Raw genomic sequence first — 19,272 nt, 5'->3', positions numbered from 1 at the left:
TTCCTACATTTTGATGTTGGAACTTTTATGCACTTTCATATTAACATTTACACTAACCCCAAATCCCCCACCTTCCCCCTCATTTTAAGCTTATACTAATTTACTAAGTAATAGGCTTTTTCGAAACTTATACAAATTAGCCTCTTCGCAATTAAATCAGCAACAACTCCATCCTAGCAAAGCCTCAAATTATTGATATATTAAAAATCAAATCAATATTATATTACTCATTTGTTAATTAATTTCATTATTTATTTACAAGTTGCCAAAACTTTTCTATAATATTTAACATGAATATTTTTACAAAAATGAAAGGAGTTCCTTATGGTAAGAAAGCTTAAAAATTTTTCAGCAATTTTAATTTACATATTTATAGCTTTTGTTTTTGTATTTCAAATTACTGAACATAACTTTAATAACAGCCCTTTTAATGAGGATAATGTGTATAAGAACCTGGACGCTTTGTCCTCAGAGAAATTTAATGGAAGATTAGCTGGTTCTGAGGGTAATATAAAGTCTCTGGAATACGTGAAGGATTATTTTCAAAGTATTGGTGTTGCTGCCGGCGGTGACAATGGCACCTACTATCAGAACTTCAGTACCATGGTTCCTTCCTATAATTCCACACCTAAATTAAGTATTCTAAACAAGGCTACCAATGAAATCAGAAATTTTAAGTACGGTGAAGATTTTCTTGATGTTGTTAATGGCTTAGGTGGAAGTGGTAAAATCCAAGAAAACCTCTACTTCTTTGGTGGTGATATAAAGTCAGTGCCTAATAATATCCTCAATAGCTATACAATAGTAGCACTGACTCCTGTCACAGATGATGACTTAAAATATGCTGCTGATAATGGTTGCAAAGCCATGCTTTTATCTGTGGATAGCCTAACTGTAAAAGATAGCTTTAATATTCATTCCAAAAGTGGCAAGTCCATGGTAATATATAAAATCTCAAAAAATGCTACAAGGTACTTAGTGGATAATATAAATAGCAGCTTATCTGCTACCTTAGATCTTGACGTTTATTTTAAGGCAATGAATACTCCAAACATTTTAGGGAAAATAGATGGTACTGATAAGTCTAAAGGCTATCTGTTAATAACTTCAGATATTGATGGAGTTGGAGCTATTGGAGATGCTGCCTTTGTACCTGGAAGTCTTCACAGTGGCTCAGGTGTTGCAATGATGCTGGAGCTTGCAAGAACAATGAAAAGTTCAAAGCTAAAGCCTCAAATCACCGTAATTTTTGCAGCCTTTAATAGCCATGAAGAAGGAAACTTAGGCTCTAAATACTATGTTGAAAATCCAATTTATCCTCTTCATAAATCACAAGTATTTTCTCTTGATGCCTTAGGTTCAGCTAAGGACAAAAAGCTCTATCTTTCCTCCTTTGGTTCAACTGGCGAGGCTTTGATGGGTAAGCTTGCCTCTTATATCTCTAAGGATGATATCAGTATTATATCTAAAAGAAGTGTTACTGGCGGTGATACTGAGGCCTTTCTTAAGAAGGATGTTCCTGCAGTACTCGTCTATGGGGATTCAACTTATGATATATCCAATTCATCTAATTCCATTAACACCACCCTAGGTTCCTCAGCCCAAATCCAAGAAATATACCATACAACTAGTGACAATATGGACAATATAGATAAAGAAAGAATTTCTCATATAGGTAACACTCTTACTAATTATCTTCAACGAGAAGTTTACCACGACTGGTTTCATGGTGTATTTAATAATGTAGAAATCACTATAATAATTGCACTTGCTGCCTTAACCTTTATTTCTATTGTGATAAAAACTCTGTCCAAAGCTAAACCTTCTGGAAGTTTACTAGGAGTTAGTTATTTCGGTATTTATCACTCAAATATTTTTAAAATTGCAGACAAGCTTACCAAATTAACCTCAGCATTTTTTATAGTAATTTTTATAATTGTATTTATTGCTTTTATACCACCAAGCTTTAATGTTATAGTCTTTAACAAAACTCTTATACCCAACTACTCGGTTTTTATTATTGGCAATAATGCAGTTAAATACATGACAAACTTCGTCACTGAAGGCTTTGGTGAAACACTAGAGCATTTTAAAATATTAACCATAATACTTTTTTCCATAGGAAAGAGTATGCTGCTTATAGTAAGCTCCTTGCTTCTAGCTTTCATAGTGGGCACTTTAACTGGCACAATAACAGGCTTTAGCAAAAATAGAAATGCACTTTTTGGAGTTTTGCTTTCCATTGCTTTGATGTCTCTGCCTGATGTACTTATAGCCCTTGTATTTCAGTTAATTAGAGTATTTATTTACAAACATGATCTCTTATCATTAAAGGGCGAAGGTCAGAGCTTTCTATTTTCATTCTTATGTCTTGCCATTATTCCTACCGCTTATATAGTAAGAATGGCACAGACTGCAACCAGTGAAGAGATTCAAAAGAATTATATAGCTGCTGCAAAAGCTAAAGGCCTTTCAAACTTAAAGATCATTATTAACCATCTATTAAAAGCTGTAAGCATAAAAGTTGTAGAAGCACTTCCATCTGTTTTAAATATAATAATTTCTAACCTAATTATTATAGAATACTTCTTCAACTATCATGGGATTGTATATCAAATATTCAGCTCCTACAAGGATGGTGATATTCATGCTACCATAGGCCTTGTTATCGGAATGGGAGCAGTTTACTGTATACTCTCTATGATCATAAAATCATTTTCGCTGTTTAATAAAGACGTACAGCTTCCAAGTTAATTGTATCTTCAAAGTCCAATACAAGATGTCAGATAAATTTTAAAGAATAAGGTCCAAAGGAAATTGCCTAGGACCAAGGTGAAATGGAAATCTATACACAGGAGTTTAATATGAAAATGAATCTTTTTACTAACATCAATAAAAAGCGTAAATTTGCCTTTACTAGTTCATATAAAAGAAAAATTAAAAGCACTATGGCTTCAAATATGCTTTTCATATTTGGAGGAATCATAATCTTAGCTATTTTATTTGTAATAATATTTCCTGAGAAATTAACTCATTATAATACTTACACCATAGAAGGAATAAAGTCTGGGGTGCAAAAAAACGGCTCTCTTGTTATAAAAGGTGCTCCTTTCTCCCCTTCAAAAGAGAACCTTCTTGGAACTGATGGCCTTGGCCGTGACCTTTTAAGCATAATAGTTTACGGTACTAGATACACAATGGAAATCTGCCTTTTTGTAGTCTTAGGAAGATTTTTCATCGCTATACCAATGGGCGTGGCTGCTGGAGTTGGCAATGGATTTAGTAACTCTGTTATAAATCTATTTAACTCTGTATTTAGCACTATTCCCTCATTATTAATAAGCGTTATTGTTTTAAAAATAGCTTTCTTTACAAATTTATTCAGAACTCAATCTTTTCTAGCCTTTGTGATTGTACTTACTATTGTAGGCTGGGCTAAACTTGCTGGTATCATTAGAGAAAGAGTTCAAGGAATACTACAGCAACCCTTTGTAACTGGAGAAAAAGCAATTGGAAAAAGTAATAGAAAGATAATCCTTGAGAATATACTTCCTCATTTTTCACCTGAACTAACAGTGCTGTTTTTTATGGAAATGTCACTGGCTCTTTCTATGATAATGCAGTTAGGCTTCTTCGGAGTTTATGTAGGTAACATAAGAGTCATATCAAGTTCTGACACAAATGCCGTATTCAACATGAGCTACGAACCAGAATGGGCAAGTATGTTGTCAAGTTCAATAAATTCCTTTAGCTTCGCCCCATGGACTGTACTTTCGCCAGCAGCTGCCTTTTTTATAAGCATCTTTGGATTCAACATCTTTGGTGAAGGCTTAAGAGAAAAGCTTCAAAGTAAAAACTCCATGTTTATTGTATATTTCAGAAAGATATTAGGCTTTAAAATACTCACAAAGAAGGTGCTGAAACTTTCAATTGCATTAGGGTGTATAGTTATAGTTTTAGTTACCACTTTAAGCTTAAGAGAGAATAACCTTAGAAAAACCTATACTGCTAAGGCCTCAGAACTTACAAACTGGCAGTTTAAAGATCAGGTGCTCATAGGAAGTCAAGAGGCAGACTATACTGCTTCTAACCTAAAAAACTCCTTAAAAGCCGCTGGTTTCAAACCATTAGGCAAGGATTATATTCAAGATTATGATATAAATAAGCTGTATTCCATAGGTTCTTACGAATTCACCATCACCAACTCTCATAAGACTAGTAAGTTAATCCTTGGTAAGGATTTTTCACTGGCAAGTCCAAATAACTACAAGCTATCAGGAGACCTATTTCTAGAGGAAGGCTTTGATATCTTTAACCTTAAGGATTTTTCTCAATTTGATAACAAATTTGTAGTTTTAGACGAGCAAAATTATTCAAAAGCTGCAATACTTAATTTTTCAAAGGAATTGAAAGCCAAATCCAAGGCTCTAGCAATTATAGATATAATCCCCACTGAAGAAAAACTTCCTGAGACAATATATAATGGCAATACTGGTGAAGATTTTATATACCTGACAAAAGCAGCTTCTTTGAAGCTAGATAAAAACTCTCAGCTATCTATCACCACAAAAGCCTTGTCCTTAGCTCAAACTGGCAAAAATGTTGTAGGTATCCTTCCTGGTAATAATCCTAAGCTTTCTAAGGAAGCAATACTTATCAGTATAGGTTATAACTACTTATCCTATGATAAAGAAAATACTGTTAACAAGCTTAAAATGGCTATAGAACTAGCTTACAAGCTAGGCAATACAAATTCTCGACCTCAAAGAACTATAATAATCAGCTTCTTTGATGGAAATCTTACAGAACAAGCTTCCGGAGCAAAATATTACGGTACCAATCCACTTTATCTACTGGAAAATACGGTTCTAGACATAGATCTTACAAACATGAACACCACTGGTGATACCATAACCTTTAACACAGATCAGGTGCCTGTAAGCCGCTACTTTGCCTGGGCCTTCGATCATGAGCTGGAAACAAATCTAAAAAAAGGCGGCCTTAAGGTGGATAAGTATATTAATAAAAATTCAATGGCACAAAGCTCCAATACAAACCCAAGTTCACAGGAAATCCTTTATACAAAAGGTGTTCCTACAGTTACTACCATTACAAATGAAAACTTACCTTCAGAAGAAAAAGATGCTATAAAAAACAAGTTTATAGATATACTGTCAGATACAATTATGAAAAATAAATATTAGTTTGGGTGTGAGAAAATGAGTAATAATGCACTGCTTAAAATAAATGATTTGAAAATCTCCTTTCAAAATGACAATGCTTTTTTACAGGTAGTTCGTGGAGTAGATATTGAGTTAAACAAAGGAGAAATTCTCGGAATTCTAGGGGAATCAGGAAGTGGTAAGACAGTAACTGCTTCCTCAATCCTCCGATTAGTAGATGACGGAAGCTCTAGAATAGACTCAGGAAACATTATCTTTGAAGGAACAGACCTTTTAAAGCTTAAAGAAAAGCAAATGAGATCCATCCGAGGTAAAAGGATTTCCTACATTTTTCAAGACTCTGCCGCTGCTCTTAATCCTTATAAAAAAATCGGAGACCAGCTTAAGGAAGTGCTAAAAATCCATAAAAAGAGTTTTACCAAGGCAGATATAATAAATGCTATGAAAAATGTCGGTATAGAAAATGCTGAGGTTATTTACCATATGTATAAGTCACAGCTCAGTGGAGGCTTATGCCAAAGAGTGGCTATTGCCATGGCAACCCTCTGCTCACCGCAAATAATAATTGCAGATGAACCTACCACTGCTATTGATGCTTCCCTTCAAAAGAAAGTACTGGAACTTTTAAAGTACACCAATGAACATAGTAACTCTTCAATACTACTGATAACCCATGATATTGATGTGGTGAAGCATATCTGTCATAAAATAGTAGTAATGTATGGAGGGTTAGTTATGGAGGAAGGTCCTATGGAAGACGTACTAAGCATCCCTCTTCACCCCTATACAGAAGAATTGCTACGATGCGTAGAGTCACTAAATACTAATGATGAAGAACTATACACCATAAATGGTAGTCCCTTGCAAGTTAAAGATTTTTCAGAGCAATGTCCATTCTATGAGAGATGTAAATATAAAGAGGACAAATGTAAGGTTGGAATGCCCAAAGTATCTAGTATTAATAATAGAAAGGTTAGATGTTTCTTAAGAGAAGGTGGTGATAATATTGAACAATGATAGAGACTTTTTACTTTCTGTAGAAAACATTAGCAAACACTATCTTGTACAAAAGAATTTATTTTCCCGTAAAATAACCATTAACGCAGTAGAGGATGTTAGCTTCACCATAAAAAAGAAAGAAGCCTTTGGCCTTATTGGAGAAAGCGGAAGCGGCAAGACCACCGTAGCTTCTTTAATATTAAATCTTATAAAGGCTGATAAAGGGAAGATCTTCTATAAGGATCTTGAACTAACCTCCTTAAACGAAGATATTATGAGAGCCATGAGAAAAGAACTTCAAATTATTTTTCAGCACAGCCAAGGAACCCTAGACCCTAAAATGACCGTTGAAGAATTACTCACAGAGCCTCTATTTATTCATAAGATAGTCCCTAGTGCTGAAGCTTCCAAGGAGGTTTCTAGACTATTAAACCTAGTAGGCCTATCAGAAAATGATAAGCATAAGTTTCCCTATCAGATGAGCGGCGGCCAACTACAAAGAATAGGTATAGCAAGAGCTATATCAACCAAACCATCCTTTATCATCTGTGACGAACCGGTATCAGCACTAGACATTTCTATTCAAGGCCAAATACTTAATCTACTAAGCCAACTGCAAAAGGAGCTTGACCTTACATACCTATTTATTTCCCATAATCTAAAGGTAGTCAAGCACCTCTGTGACAGGGTTGCAGTTATGTATAAAGGCAAAATAGTAGAAATAAATGATACAGAAAAGATTTTAAATACTCCAAAAGAAGAATATACTAAAACCTTAGTTGATTCTATGTTATAGCAGAGCTAAAGAATAAAAACATTTTACTTCTAAATGAATAATGGTAGCTACACAGCGAACAAAGCTACTTATAATAGATAAAGCCAAGGGCTATTTCATGTGTGACACGGGATAGGATGGTAAATTAATTGAGGTATTCTATTGAGGTATTCTATTTAGGAACCTAAATATGTAATTAAAGTTCTAAAATAGACACCTATCCTTAATTGAACCTCTCGCCTTTTGTCCATGACTTTATCTTTGATTTAACTGCCACGCTAAACTAATAAATCTATTCTTTACTTCTATAGGATCATTACAATTTATTAATTATATACAAAATTCAAATCCTCCAGCCCTACACTTCTATGCCCTCAGCCATTCTTAATATTTCTATACCTTCAGCAGCATCAAGTTCCTGTAGATATTCTTTAAGCTTTCTTTGCCATTCCTTTTCACTTTCAGTTCCATATTCATTATCAAAGGCTTTATTTGTAGAAGTAGCTCTTATCAATAGTGCTATTTCAAATTTATCCAAAGCTTTAAAGAGCTCCATATACTCATTCTCAAAAATGCAGTCAGCTCCTAAGGTGTCCACTAGATCCTTTAAGCTGTGGATTTCTTCTCTTATTATTTTTATCTTTTCCTCTACAGTTATGCAGGCTCTTATTTCCTCTGTGATCTTCCTAAATTCACTGTTAGTTAAGGTTTCCCCATCTTCATATTTAAAAATATTATCCTCTGCTAGTTTTAATGTAATAAATACTTTTTCAAGTTTATCTATTTCTAAGGCATTCTCTATCTGAACAGTTATTTCCTTGGAGGCTTCCTTCATATAATTGATAAGCACTTGATCTACTATGGACAATTCGTCGCAGATATTCTCTACAGTGTTAAGTATTAACTTTTCAAGTTCTTCACTACTTAAACCCTCCAGCTTGCTGCTTAGATATACTCTATCCCCTTCACTTAAATCCAAAAGTAGCGTTGCTTTTCCAGCGAGTACACAACCCAAGCTATTGGCCAGTACAAGCTGAAAAATATTAATAAGCATATGAACATAGTCTTTATTAAAGCCCTTTAATAAAGCTTCAACCTGTTCAGGTTTAAAAAATGCACAAAATTTATTTTCAAGCACTACCTTATTCAAATACTCTTCCAAGTATTCCACTCCAGCCAAGTTTCTAACATCTATAGCCAGCTGATAATCTATTGAACCAGGCATATCCTGACTTGCAAATCTAGTGTCATATTCTTTAAAAAACAAAGGAATTCCATAATCTATGGTGTCATTATAGGCATAGTTATCAGTTATCACCCTAGTTTCATACACAGTATTTAATAAGCTCTTGCAAAGCTCAACCTTAGCACTTAAGAGTTTCTCACCTTCTTTAAATAACTGCTTTACTCCTGTACCTTTTATCAAGGCTATATTTTCCTTCATACTTTGCTGCTCTTTTAAATACAACCCAATGGTAAAGCATAGAGACAGCATAATCTGCTCCGCCACCTCTACTCTTACTGAAGAACTTTCATATCTTGTATAATAAGAAACAGTTTCCTCAAGCAGTTCTATAAGCTGAAACTGCACACTCTCAAGCTGTTTTACACTAAGAAGCTCATTTGAGTAAAGTAATTGAAGCATAGACTGAAAATAATGTTCCCTGCTTACTAAGTTGAGTAAGGCTTCCTCTTGATTAATAATAAAGTTCTCCATTATTCATCATATCCTTCCTCATCCAAGTAACCATCCGAAAACTCTTCCATATCCTCTTTTAAATAATCATTAGCACCGTACTTTACATTGTGGGTCAATTGGTACAAATATCTGTATCTTAATAAATCAAAATCCCCCTGACACTTATTGTCAAAGCAATCCTTCATGAAAGCTATCAGATCATCATCACCTATTTCATCCAAGGTTTCATTCTTAAAGTAATAAAAGATTTCTATAAGTTCATCAATGCTTTCAACATAATTTTGCTGGTGAATATAAGGCGAATCACAAAAGGCAGCGATTATCTTCGTAATCACTCCACCTCCAAACTCTATTCTTCCATTACTGCTTAATGCAGTATTTCTCGTATCAACAATAGCCCTTATATCTTCCTCTGTTAGCTTTAATCCATACTCTAAAGTTTCTTCGTTAATCTTCTGAATTTCTAACAAAGTCTTTTTGATCAAACTTGAACTTTTGATAAACATTAGATTATTTTCCACCGATTAACCTCCTAACTTTTTTCAAAATACCTATTGACTTCTGTTTTAAAATGTGTTATATTAAAAATATATAGATAAATTATAATATCATATGGATAATTCTATCATTGCGCTTACCTATAGTCAATGATATTTTTTATGCTCTTTTTTGCTTTATATAGGTATATAATCTAAATTTTCTATATAAATATCACTGAAACTTCAAATCTCAAAGCTTTAAAAAAGATTCTTGCCTTTCTTATAAAACAACACCTGTTTATGTTTTCCATCATAACAACTAATTCATTAAGCTCTTAAGATATCCTGAATTTAATCCTAATTAATAAGTCATCAAATCCTCTTCTTGGAAACTAGCTATAATTGTAGAAGCATAGGTAGTATCTCCTAAAAGACTACCTATGCTTCTACAATTCTATACCCAAAAAACATCTATATTAATCTTTTTATTGTCTTAATTTTATATAGCACTTTGCAGCATTTGTATACCCTTGAACAGGATGATATTATAACCAGCAGTAAAGTTAAATAGATTAATATATAGCCATAACTCTTGTCTAAACCCTTATATACAAGCATAAAGACTCCTGGTATAAGGAAAAAGTTTACCGCTGCCACTCTTCCAATATAATCAAAGACAAATAAACTGCTTTTGTACTCACCATACTTCTTAATAATCCTAGATGTAATTAAAAACTCTGCAAATTTAAATATCACAACTAAAATGAACCACTTTGGAACTAAGTTATATATACCAAGCAAAATATTTGAGGAGCTAATAAAGATGAAATCTGCTATAACATCAAAAACACTTCCAAACTTAGTGACAGCCTTCATCTTTCTAGCCGCTTTCCCATCAAATAAATCCGTTAAACATATTAATATAAATAAAATTACCGCTAAGTTTATAGATGTCCTATGCTGGCCATTAACTTCTACCAGCTTAATAACATACATCCATGCTACTGTTAATACAATTCGTAATGAAGTTAAAACATTAGGAATACACTTTGCCCCTAACATAAGCTATTGTCCAGCAAAGCTTTTTCCTGTTTTATAAGCTAAGGCTTCATCTTCCTTGCCACTCTTAAAACCTATCTTCTCTGTAGCTTTTACACTACCTAATTGTCGTTCCAAGGTATCTAGTTCCCCATTATTCAATTGTCCACCAGTGGCAAATAAAAGTATCTTAGAATTTGTTAAGCTTTTTACTGAATTCATGTACTGAGTTAAAACCGGTGAAACTTGGCCCATGTACACAGGCGAACCAAATACTACAATGGAATACCCAGAAAGATCTGTTTTAAGATGCTTTCCCGGATTATCCAAAGTCACCTCATAACCAGCATCATGGATTCCCTTAGCCAGATTCTCAGCTACTTTATCTGTCTTCCCTCCCCTGGAAGGTTGATATATAATCAATGCCGCTTTCCCATTCCCATTTGTTATCCCTAATATCCTTTGATTATCACCGTAATCCTTTGTATTTGACCCTGTGTACCAGGAGCAGAAAGCAACTGCAACAATACATAAGCCAACAAACCCCAAAAACACTTTTCCTATTATTTTTAATATATTGACCATCTTACACCCCTCATTAATAAATTTTATAAAGAGAACTTGAAAAATATAAACTTTAATATTATTTGGTAAGCCCATAAAAATTCACCAGTTTAAAGTAAAGTATATAATCGAAAAGATATCATTAGAAGGTAAACTTACTTCTAGTGTTTTAGATTATGAATTTTAAAATATCTATCCATCTAAAGAGACCTACTATGTCAATCCTTAGACCAAAATAAAGTTTCTATATAACCTCAAAGCTTTATTTTATTAAATTTCATTTTGAAGTAGTCTGTCTATATAGGGTTCACGGCTCGAAGTTTAAGTTATACTCACCGTTAAAGACTTTCAAAATCTATTGCAAGTAAAACTCATAACTTAATGTTTGATCTTATAACCCTACATAGAATTCCTATATAGACACTTAAGTTACACTTGTTCCATAATCGCATCTTCTTGGGATTATAGGGCACGTATAACTTAATAGTTGAGTTAAGAATCCTATATATGAAAAACCATTATGAATCCGCAATGATTACTGAATTAGTAACTTATATAGAGTTTTTACATTACTTAATATCATAGCTTTCGTTCCTTCTTTATCACCCTCTACTAGTCCTCTGTTATTAATCCATTTGCAGAACTCCCCATGAAAATAACTGTGTAGTATATTAGCCACCTGCTTAGCCTTTTCATCATCAATTTCGCTATTAGCCATCTTTACAATAGTCACAAAACCTTCCCCCGGTCTATGTATACTTCTAGCCAATTCCTGAGAAGGTCGTCCTCCTAGAGAATCAAACCACATAAACCTATACCAACCTGGATGCTCCATAAAAAAGTCAATTACCTTAGATATGGTTAAATATATTTTATTCTCACCTTGCTGCTCCTCACTGTCCCCTAGACTTGAGTACTCCATCATCCTACTAAGCAGCGCACTTAAAGACTCCCAAAATATTTCATCTAAGCTTCCAAAGTAATTGTATAAGTTTGTATGAGCGCAACCAATTTCCTTAGCAATATCTCGTAAGGTTACCTCCTTTATCCCCTGCTTCTCATCAATTAACCTCAAAGCCGTTTCTATAATAATTTCTTTATTCACCTGTTTTTTGTCCATAGTCATCTCAATTGCTCCCTTCATTACCAGCGGTAATTACCATTGGTAATATAGTACCAATAATATACTTTTATGTCAACAATGTTTATAAGAATTATATCATACAGCAATTATATAAGATTTTGCATCAAGGCTTTGAACTAAATAAATGTTGCTTTTACGTTTCAGTATGATTTCATATGTAAAAAAACAAGGATATCTTTGTTCTGTTCACAAAATATCCTTGTTTATAGTTTTATATTAGCTTACTGATTTTCGCTTTCAACCACTAAAATTTTGGCAAGCTTTCTACAAATTAATTTATATTGCATACTAATTCAGTATTTATCATATATATACATTGTTAATTAAATACTGATCACGAGGTATATAGGTATGCTAGAGAAAGTATTAACCTTATTGGTTGCTCTTTTAAAGGATATCGCATCTCACTTCTCAATTGTGATAGTCAGCTGCGATGGCAAGTTCATTATCATTATTGAACGGATGTAGTTCTTCTTACAAAGATTGCAAAACCAATGAGGCTAGAGAAAACTAATATTTTCTCTGGTATATCATTGTAAATAATAAATTCTACATGCTATAAATGAAACAACAAAAGCACCAAAAATTAATTGATGCTTGTTTATTTTGATAATAAAGGTGTGGTTAGGAGGTATTATTCTCAATCGGCAATATATCTAAGCCACTTACCGAATGTATTTAACTTATTTGATACAATTACCCTATATAAAGCATATACTTATATTTGTATTTATTATCTTTTTTTATTGCTTTTCTATATTCTATATCTAAATCCTCGATATATTTTATTATTTGTCTCTATTCCGCACTGGATTCATCTGAACTAATCTGTATTTTCTCTATACTATAGTCAATACTCATGTTTAGTTCAGCGCCCTAGTATAAATGTTCCAATTCAACTTATTCTTTAACTATCTGAGATTTTTTCTTACATATAGAATTACTCTATTATTAAAATTTAAAATATATTTAAGTGCTTCTACTTCCTATATCGCATAGGTTCTATCTTGCTGAATAACTCTTTAACTATCATTAATTCTAATTTTCATAAATAGTTTATTATTTACAACTATCTTTATACCAACACAGCTATTAAAATCATCCCTACCAAATGACTGAAATTCATTTATGCTTATAAAATACTTTCACTCCACTTCATAGGATTTTATCTTCTCATCCAATATACAAATTCTCTCTTTGCCTTCCTGTGTGGCTTCTCTGATACTTTCATCAATGTAGCTACTGCAAATGCAATGCTACTAATTAAATTTATTATTTATATCATCTCTAGACAAGCATTAAAAATTTATTACATATTTAGTCTACATTATGATTTCTATAATTGTCCTTACCTTAATCCCAAATCATACTAGAATCAGTATACTTATAAAATCTTCTTAAGTCTTTGTTTAACATAGTAATTTTATTCTCTACAGCTTATTCTTTTTATACCATCACATATCACTGACTACATATTGTAATCCTTAATAAAGTGAAAAGCTACTAGAATGTAATTCTCTTATAGCTGATGATAGCTTTTCACTATACTATCATCCCTCTCTACATATTTGAGTAATAGTGTTTAAACAATCATTTATTATTTTCTTTATAGTTAATTGAAATTTGCCCCCCTTTTAATTTCAAGGTATAAAAATACCGCATTATCAATTTCTGAATAATACGGTATTGACTCATATTATAGTTCATTACATTTTTTCAACGCATTTGTATAAAGATTCTTAGATATTCTATATCCCTTATTAACTAACTCATCAAGATAATGTTTAACCTTAGCAATCCTTCCTAACTTCTTAGCTAATATCAAAACTCCAATTATTCCTGTAGTTTGAAGCATCATTGCCTCAGCAAAGCTTCTGGCTGCTTTCTCATCTATAATTACATCATTAATCTTTAATTCCTTTGCTAGAATAATTGTTTCTAGCTCACCTTTATGTAATTTACCATAAAGTTCTTCTACAATCTTACTATCCTTAACTTGAATAACCTTTATTCTATTTAGGCTTACTGCAACTTCAAGTTCTTTTGAACCATATTTCTCATTTCCTTTTGAATTAACAATTTCGTCATATACAGCTTGCAGAATTATAACTTCATCAAATAATTCCTACAATAGATCTAGCTTGTTTATTATTGACAAACCTATTATAGGGCTAGAATTACAAACTACCTTTATCACTTTTATCAGCCATTCTTTCCAGTAAATTTTCTACAGATATGTCGTCCATCTTCTCCATCTCTTCCGAATATTCTCCCCAAGCTATACCTTGCCTTGTTAGAACATCAATGAATTCCCCAATAGAAAGTTCTGCTAATTCAGCAGCTCTTGCCAATGTTACATTTCTACTTACAAACAAGCCTATTGCAATAGACAGATTAACCTTGTCGTCTAGACTCTTCCCTGGACCTATCTTATTTATAAAAGGTATCAACGCTTCTGAAACCTTTATGTCAACTTTAGATCTTTCTATAGACATTATTACACCGCCTTATTAATAATTTATTTCACTCTATTCTTTTTATATTAAATTTACATTTTGCCTCTTACACCAATATATTTAACCAACTGAATCTCAACTCTATCTTTGACTGTATTATATACATACTGATCTGTTTTGCATTTCAAATGTTCTATCATAGCTTCTTTTTCATATTTCGTTACCTTTATAAAAGCTACCTCATTTACAATTTCCTTGTCCTCTTCAATATAAGATTCTACTACCTTAACCTTTATAAAAGTATCTGGATATTGCTTTCTTACTTCTTCCATCTCATACTATCAGTTCCCTTAGTGAAATTTCTGTTTGTGCCAATTTTAACATACTAAAATACTTATATAAAGCAATTTCCATATAGAGATAAGCTTTTTGTTTATGCTGCTATTGAATCTATATACAGTTATGACCATATCATTTAAAAATATTTAAATTCATGAAATTGTTTACTGTATTTAATAATTTATGTATTATTAATATAAACAATTATGTAAATAAATTGAAGTTCATATTAAAGGGGTGTTTTATGAAAAATATTTCTCTTATTTTTATCTTATTATGTTCAATGCTACTTCTATTTGGCTGTAGTAACTCTAAAAATAACTTAGATAAAATAATAGATAATCCCGATAAAATAATACTATATAAAGATGGAAATCAAAAAGAAATTTTACCTAGTGATACTAACTTTAAAAAGATAATTGATCTAACTAATGAGAGAATTGATGCTGATACTTTATCTGTAGCTAAAGATGGTATCAAGATAGATGAAGTTGTCACAGATAACAAAAAGAAATATTTAGGAATAGAATTTATTTATGATAAAGAGCAGGAAATGGATATAAACAACTCTAATGGTTTTTCACCAATAAAATATAATAGACTATATTTTAACCTAAGTGATAATAATAGTACGTATTTTCAATATGGGAATAAAGAAAATTATGTTGACTCATCTAGAGGGCCTTTAAAATCCTCTAATAAACTTTTAGACATCATAAAATAAATGAGCTATAGTCTGATAATATGAAGAAGGTTATTCCATTTACTAATTTTTAAGATAACAAAATCTATTACCATACTATTTTAGCTTCTAATACTAACTAATATTATGAATTAGTATATTTAGAAGCTATTTTTACAAAATATATCTACTATTTTAATTTCCTCACCCTTATTATTCCTACCCCTACCTTGTACAAAATATAGATACTAATTACTTTTTAATATTCCATAGTTAAAATACAGTGTTAAAATTAAGCTGGTTTCTTACAGATTCATTTAGCTTTCAAAGCTTAACTAGAACTTGAATAGTTCCTACTACAGTTGTTCCATCATTACCTTTTATTGATGTAGCTAATAGAATTGAAATCAGAACATTACTTTGAGATATAAGTATTTCAGACAATACTTCTTCTTGACCTTTTTGGTGGCTTTTTCAAAAGCTATTATCTTCCTTACATTCCCACTTGCCTTGATGGCAATAGTTCTAATACTTTGCTTAAACTGACCTTTAATTGATATCCTATCACCTTTCGAATTAAAGAAACCTTTATTTAAGTTTTATCCTTGTCTAATATATTTACATAAAAGATGTGCTATTTCTTCAGGAGTCTCCCTATCATCCATCATTAACCAATCTATATTTATCTTATATAAGCCACCAATTAAAAATGATTTTATTAGATTAAACTCACGTTCGCTATATCCTGAAAAATGAACTTTTAACATGTCCATTGTTTTGTACATTAGTTCATTATAATAATATTCGCAATCATTGTTTTTCAGTAAGTTTAGAATATCCACATGAGTATCCCAAAAAGTAAAATAGCACAATAAAATACTATATAAAGAGTTCTCTTTTAAAACGGAAAGCTTAGAAGAAAGCTCTTTGCTTAATAAAGTATTATAATATCTAACTATATCATCCTTATCATTAAAATGGCGGTAAAAGGTCTGCCTTGAAACATCTGCTTGTAAAATAATTTGTTTAACTGTTATTTCTTCATATGTATATTCCTTCAGTAATTCAAAAAAAGCATTTATAATCCACTCTTTGTATTTAACAGCAGTTTTATTTGTATTTTGATTTTTCAAAAATGTTACACTCCTTTCAATTTGTATCAGTTTCACCAAACTTATTGAAATAATGTTATTTCTGTATTATATTATAGACTATTAAGTGTTACAAGTGTATCAGTTTTAAATTTATTGTATGGAGGTTTTCGCAGATGATTTTATATTTTTCCGGGACAGGAAACAGTAAGTTTGTAGCAAATGCATTAGCTGATTTCTTAGGTGATGAGATTATGTCTCTGAACAGCATTTTGAAAGAACATGGAGAAACCAGATTTTACTCTGATAAGCCATTTGTAGTTGTTACCCCTATATACGCATGGCGTATACCACAAGTAGTTACCGAATTACTAGAAAGATCTACTTTTTCGGGAAGTAACAAGTTCTATTTTATCGCTACCATGGGTGGACAATCAGGCAATTGTGTAAAGTATTGCAATAAAATATGTATTAATAAGGGAATGCAGTTTATGGGATTAGGAAGTGTTCTGATGCCAAGTAATTATGTAACTGCAGAACCAATGGCAGATAAAACCACAATAGAGAAAATTATTAATTCTGCATTGCCAGTGATTTCTGATTATGCTAGCCGTATTAAAAAAGAATCTTTTATAGAAAAGAGTAAAAATGATACAATTTCTATGCCCACAGTCCTTTCTGGACCTGTAAATGTACTTTATCGTAAGTTTATGGTATCTAGCAAAAACTTCGTAGCATCAGATAAGTGTATATCTTGTGGTAAATGTGAACGAGTATGTGCATTAAATAACATTAAGATGTTAGATGGAAAACCTAAGTTTGGAGATAAATGTATCCACTGCTATGCTTGTATTCATAACTGTCCAAAAGCTGCTATCGATGTAAAAGGTAAAACAGAAAATAATGGCCGCTACCTATGTAAAGAATACAAAAAAGGTTCTATAATATCTAATTCCTAGTAATCAAGTACCCCCTACTAAAACTCCAACGCTATTAAGTTAATATTTTGCCAATGCAAAATTAAAGCCAATTTGAAGAGTATATGCTTTAAATTGACTTTTTCCTTTCTCATGCTTTTTCAAATAAAATAGAACAAGGCCATATCTCGAAAAAAATTATTTAATTCTAAATTACTCGATCATATAGCATCTCCTTCATGACCACTTAATCTCAACAATATTATAAAACATAGCCTTAATTAAATAAAAAGCATTAAGAGCCCAGTTCAACAATACTGAGCTCCACATTAGACTATCATCTTTAAACTTGCCTAAGTTAAACTTATTATAATTAGTGCTAAACAAGCTTCATTTCAAATATACCGCTCAAATTAAGCTTTTCTATCCTTCTAGCTATTTCACTCTTATCTATAGTGTACAAGCCTAAGGCATCCATTCTCTTAAAATACTCTGAACCTGCAAAGGTGAACCTAGCTTTTCTTCCCTCTCTAGTTTCTGATCTCTCATTTGCATAAGCTATCATATCTCCTATAGCTGTAGCCCTTGGAAGTATCAAAGCTGGCATTCCTAGACCATGTCTTACTGCATTGTGACCTGCTAAGGTTCCAGTACATATGGCTTCTGTATGTCCTACAAATAAGCCTGCTTTTTCTCCAGCACAGAATAGATTATCCACTCCTGTTACCTTCATTTCATCAGTTCTTGGTGCAACTGACAAATATCTTATAGAGTTCCCCTTGCTTCCCGCATATGGATCCACGTATTTTGCACTCTCTAGTCCTTTTATCTTTCTAAGCTTTTCTAAAGGGTAATAAGTGGTCATAAGCTTGGCGTGTCCAGTGTCCAGAAGAATGATATTTTCGGCGAATTCTTTTAAAGCATACTGCTGACATACCTTTGTCTCTAGCTTTCCATAGTTTACATCTTCCTTTGGTATCTGAAGAATAACAACCCCTGTCTCATCTAGCTGCTCTACGATTTCCTGAGATAGGCTTTCCTTAGCTAGCTTGCAAGATCCACTAAAAGCCCCAAGCTCATCACCATTTCTCTCACCCTGTATATCCCTAACCCCTGCTCTCTCACTTATACTGATCCTTGGTCCAAAAGCAGGACATCTTAATATACACATAGAACATCCATTTCCATACCTTAAGCAGTTGCCCATTGGTCCTGTAGAGCCAGTAGCCTCAATGAATACATCACCCTCTACATAGTCTCCATCTGCTAGGTATATGCCAGTTATCTTCTTGCCCTCCATACTTATATCTGTGACTCTAGCAACAGTATGAACATTTATCCCCATATCCTTTATATATCTAGAAACTTCACCTTCAATTTTATTTACATCATAGAGGCTTGCATGTGCACGGTTTACAATATTGCAACCTTACATACCAGAGTATAAGCTTTAAATCTTCACCTTAGTATTCTTCTCCCTCATCACCAACAACTCTACAACCTAACTTTGTTGCAATTTCCTTCATCTTTTCTATAACCTTATCATTTACATAAGCCCCAGAGATCTTCCCTCTATTATATGTGAATAGTACTTCACAAGTATTGCCTTCATAATTATAGGTATAAACAGCTGTGTTCTCCAACTTTATTATGATTTTCTCTTTCGTTATAGGATTAATGTCTTCAAATTCACTTTTCATTTTCATTTCCATATCTGCTTCTACTAAACTAATCCATTCCTCTAACGTAATTGGTTGCTTACTTGCTTCCCATGGGTAATTAGACTTGATTATATGTATTGAGTATGACATTTGTATCCCCCTTAGCAATTTTTTAAATATATTGTTTAACCTATAGTATAGCTACACATTATACACAGCTATTTCTTGGCCCATATTTAATTTAT

The 19,272-nt window shown here is 32.4% G+C and carries 16 protein-coding genes and 1 pseudogene; 6 read left to right on the top strand and 11 right to left on the bottom strand.

Annotated elements, in window-relative coordinates; translation table 11 throughout:
* Positions 1 to 324: 324 nt before the first annotated feature.
* The 4 genes from GXK57_RS24210 to GXK57_RS24195 all read left to right on the top strand — a co-directional run bounded on the left by GXK57_RS24210 (position 325) and on the right by GXK57_RS24195 (position 6,978).
* On the top strand, positions 325 to 2,754 hold the full coding sequence (locus tag GXK57_RS24210) for a M28 family peptidase (RefSeq protein ID WP_160680588.1): 2,430 nt from the start codon (positions 325 to 327) through the stop codon (positions 2,752 to 2,754).
* 110 nt (positions 2,755 to 2,864) lie between these two features.
* On the top strand, positions 2,865 to 5,204 hold the full coding sequence (locus GXK57_RS24205) for an ABC transporter permease subunit (RefSeq protein ID WP_160680587.1): 2,340 nt from the start codon (positions 2,865 to 2,867) through the stop codon (positions 5,202 to 5,204).
* Between the two features lie 15 nt (positions 5,205 to 5,219).
* On the top strand, positions 5,220 to 6,200 hold the full coding sequence (locus tag GXK57_RS24200) for an ABC transporter ATP-binding protein (protein WP_160680586.1): 981 nt from the start codon (positions 5,220 to 5,222) through the stop codon (positions 6,198 to 6,200).
* Positions 6,190 to 6,978: an ATP-binding cassette domain-containing protein gene (locus tag GXK57_RS24195; RefSeq protein WP_160680585.1), complete on the top strand. Its 789-nt coding sequence runs from the start codon at positions 6,190 to 6,192 to the stop codon at positions 6,976 to 6,978. The genes GXK57_RS24200 and GXK57_RS24195 overlap by 11 nt, the downstream gene beginning before the upstream one ends.
* Positions 6,979 to 7,315: 337 nt before the next feature.
* Here GXK57_RS24195 and GXK57_RS24190 read toward each other — a convergent pair whose 3' ends face one another.
* The 8 genes from GXK57_RS24190 to GXK57_RS24155 all read right to left on the bottom strand — a co-directional run bounded on the left by GXK57_RS24190 (position 7,316) and on the right by GXK57_RS24155 (position 14,669).
* The gene (locus GXK57_RS24190; protein ID WP_160680584.1) at positions 7,316 to 8,674 is read right to left on the bottom strand and encodes a DUF6179 domain-containing protein; all 1,359 of its coding nucleotides are present in this window, start codon (positions 8,672 to 8,674) and stop codon (positions 7,316 to 7,318) included.
* Positions 8,674 to 9,177, bottom strand: coding sequence for a DUF6323 family protein (locus tag GXK57_RS24185; protein ID WP_160680583.1), 504 nt, complete (start codon positions 9,175 to 9,177; stop codon positions 8,674 to 8,676). Before GXK57_RS24185 ends, GXK57_RS24190 begins: the two co-directional genes overlap by 1 nt.
* Before the next feature lie 429 nt (positions 9,178 to 9,606).
* Positions 9,607 to 10,197 (bottom strand): CDP-alcohol phosphatidyltransferase family protein, encoded by a 591-nt coding sequence (locus GXK57_RS24180; protein ID WP_160680582.1) that lies wholly within the window; start codon positions 10,195 to 10,197, stop codon positions 9,607 to 9,609.
* 3 nt (positions 10,198 to 10,200) lie between these two features.
* Positions 10,201 to 10,758, bottom strand: a complete 558-nt coding sequence (locus GXK57_RS24175) for a flavodoxin domain-containing protein (protein ID WP_160680581.1) — start codon at positions 10,756 to 10,758, stop codon at positions 10,201 to 10,203.
* A 514-nt stretch (positions 10,759 to 11,272) separates the two neighbouring features.
* Entirely contained in the window at positions 11,273 to 11,863 is a 591-nt protein-coding gene (locus GXK57_RS24170) for a TetR/AcrR family transcriptional regulator (RefSeq protein WP_160680580.1), read from the bottom strand.
* Between the two features lie 1,714 nt (positions 11,864 to 13,577).
* Positions 13,578 to 13,739: a DUF3368 domain-containing protein gene (locus GXK57_RS24165; protein ID WP_160680579.1), complete on the bottom strand. Its 162-nt coding sequence runs from the start codon at positions 13,737 to 13,739 to the stop codon at positions 13,578 to 13,580.
* Positions 13,740 to 14,058: 319 nt separating this feature from the next.
* Complete coding sequence (locus GXK57_RS24160; protein WP_160680578.1) at positions 14,059 to 14,376, bottom strand: UPF0175 family protein; 318 nt, start codon at positions 14,374 to 14,376, stop codon at positions 14,059 to 14,061.
* A 53-nt stretch (positions 14,377 to 14,429) separates the two neighbouring features.
* Complete coding sequence (locus GXK57_RS24155; protein ID WP_160680577.1) at positions 14,430 to 14,669, bottom strand: hypothetical protein; 240 nt, start codon at positions 14,667 to 14,669, stop codon at positions 14,430 to 14,432.
* Between the two features lie 251 nt (positions 14,670 to 14,920).
* Here GXK57_RS24155 and GXK57_RS24150 point away from each other — a divergent pair, with 251 nt between their 5' ends.
* The gene (locus GXK57_RS24150) at positions 14,921 to 15,400 is read left to right on the top strand and encodes a hypothetical protein (protein ID WP_160680576.1); all 480 of its coding nucleotides are present in this window, start codon (positions 14,921 to 14,923) and stop codon (positions 15,398 to 15,400) included.
* Positions 15,401 to 15,957: 557 nt separating this feature from the next.
* On the opposite strand, the gene GXK57_RS24145 is transcribed toward GXK57_RS24150, so the two are convergent.
* On the bottom strand, positions 15,958 to 16,491 hold the full coding sequence (locus GXK57_RS24145; RefSeq protein WP_160680575.1) for a TetR/AcrR family transcriptional regulator: 534 nt from the start codon (positions 16,489 to 16,491) through the stop codon (positions 15,958 to 15,960).
* Positions 16,492 to 16,625: 134 nt separating this feature from the next.
* Here GXK57_RS24145 and GXK57_RS24140 point away from each other — a divergent pair, with 134 nt between their 5' ends.
* The gene (locus GXK57_RS24140; RefSeq protein ID WP_160680574.1) at positions 16,626 to 17,408 is read left to right on the top strand and encodes an EFR1 family ferrodoxin; all 783 of its coding nucleotides are present in this window, start codon (positions 16,626 to 16,628) and stop codon (positions 17,406 to 17,408) included.
* 337 nt (positions 17,409 to 17,745) lie between these two features.
* Here GXK57_RS24140 and GXK57_RS24135 read toward each other — a convergent pair.
* Together GXK57_RS24135 and GXK57_RS24130 are read right to left on the bottom strand one after the other, a co-directional pair.
* Positions 17,746 to 18,771 (bottom strand): annotated as a pseudogene (locus GXK57_RS24135) (FAD-dependent oxidoreductase); the annotation flags it as partial.
* A gap of 58 nt (positions 18,772 to 18,829) precedes the next feature.
* Positions 18,830 to 19,177 (bottom strand): hypothetical protein, encoded by a 348-nt coding sequence (locus GXK57_RS24130; protein ID WP_160680573.1) that lies wholly within the window; start codon positions 19,175 to 19,177, stop codon positions 18,830 to 18,832.
* Between the last annotated feature and the right edge of the window lie 95 nt (positions 19,178 to 19,272).

This window comes from Clostridium sp. C8-1-8 (assembly GCF_009928445.1).
Taxonomy (GTDB): Bacteria; Bacillota; Clostridia; order Clostridiales; family Clostridiaceae; genus Clostridium_AR.
Note: the sequence above shows the minus strand (reverse complement) of the source record. Positions and strands in the feature narration are given on the sequence as shown.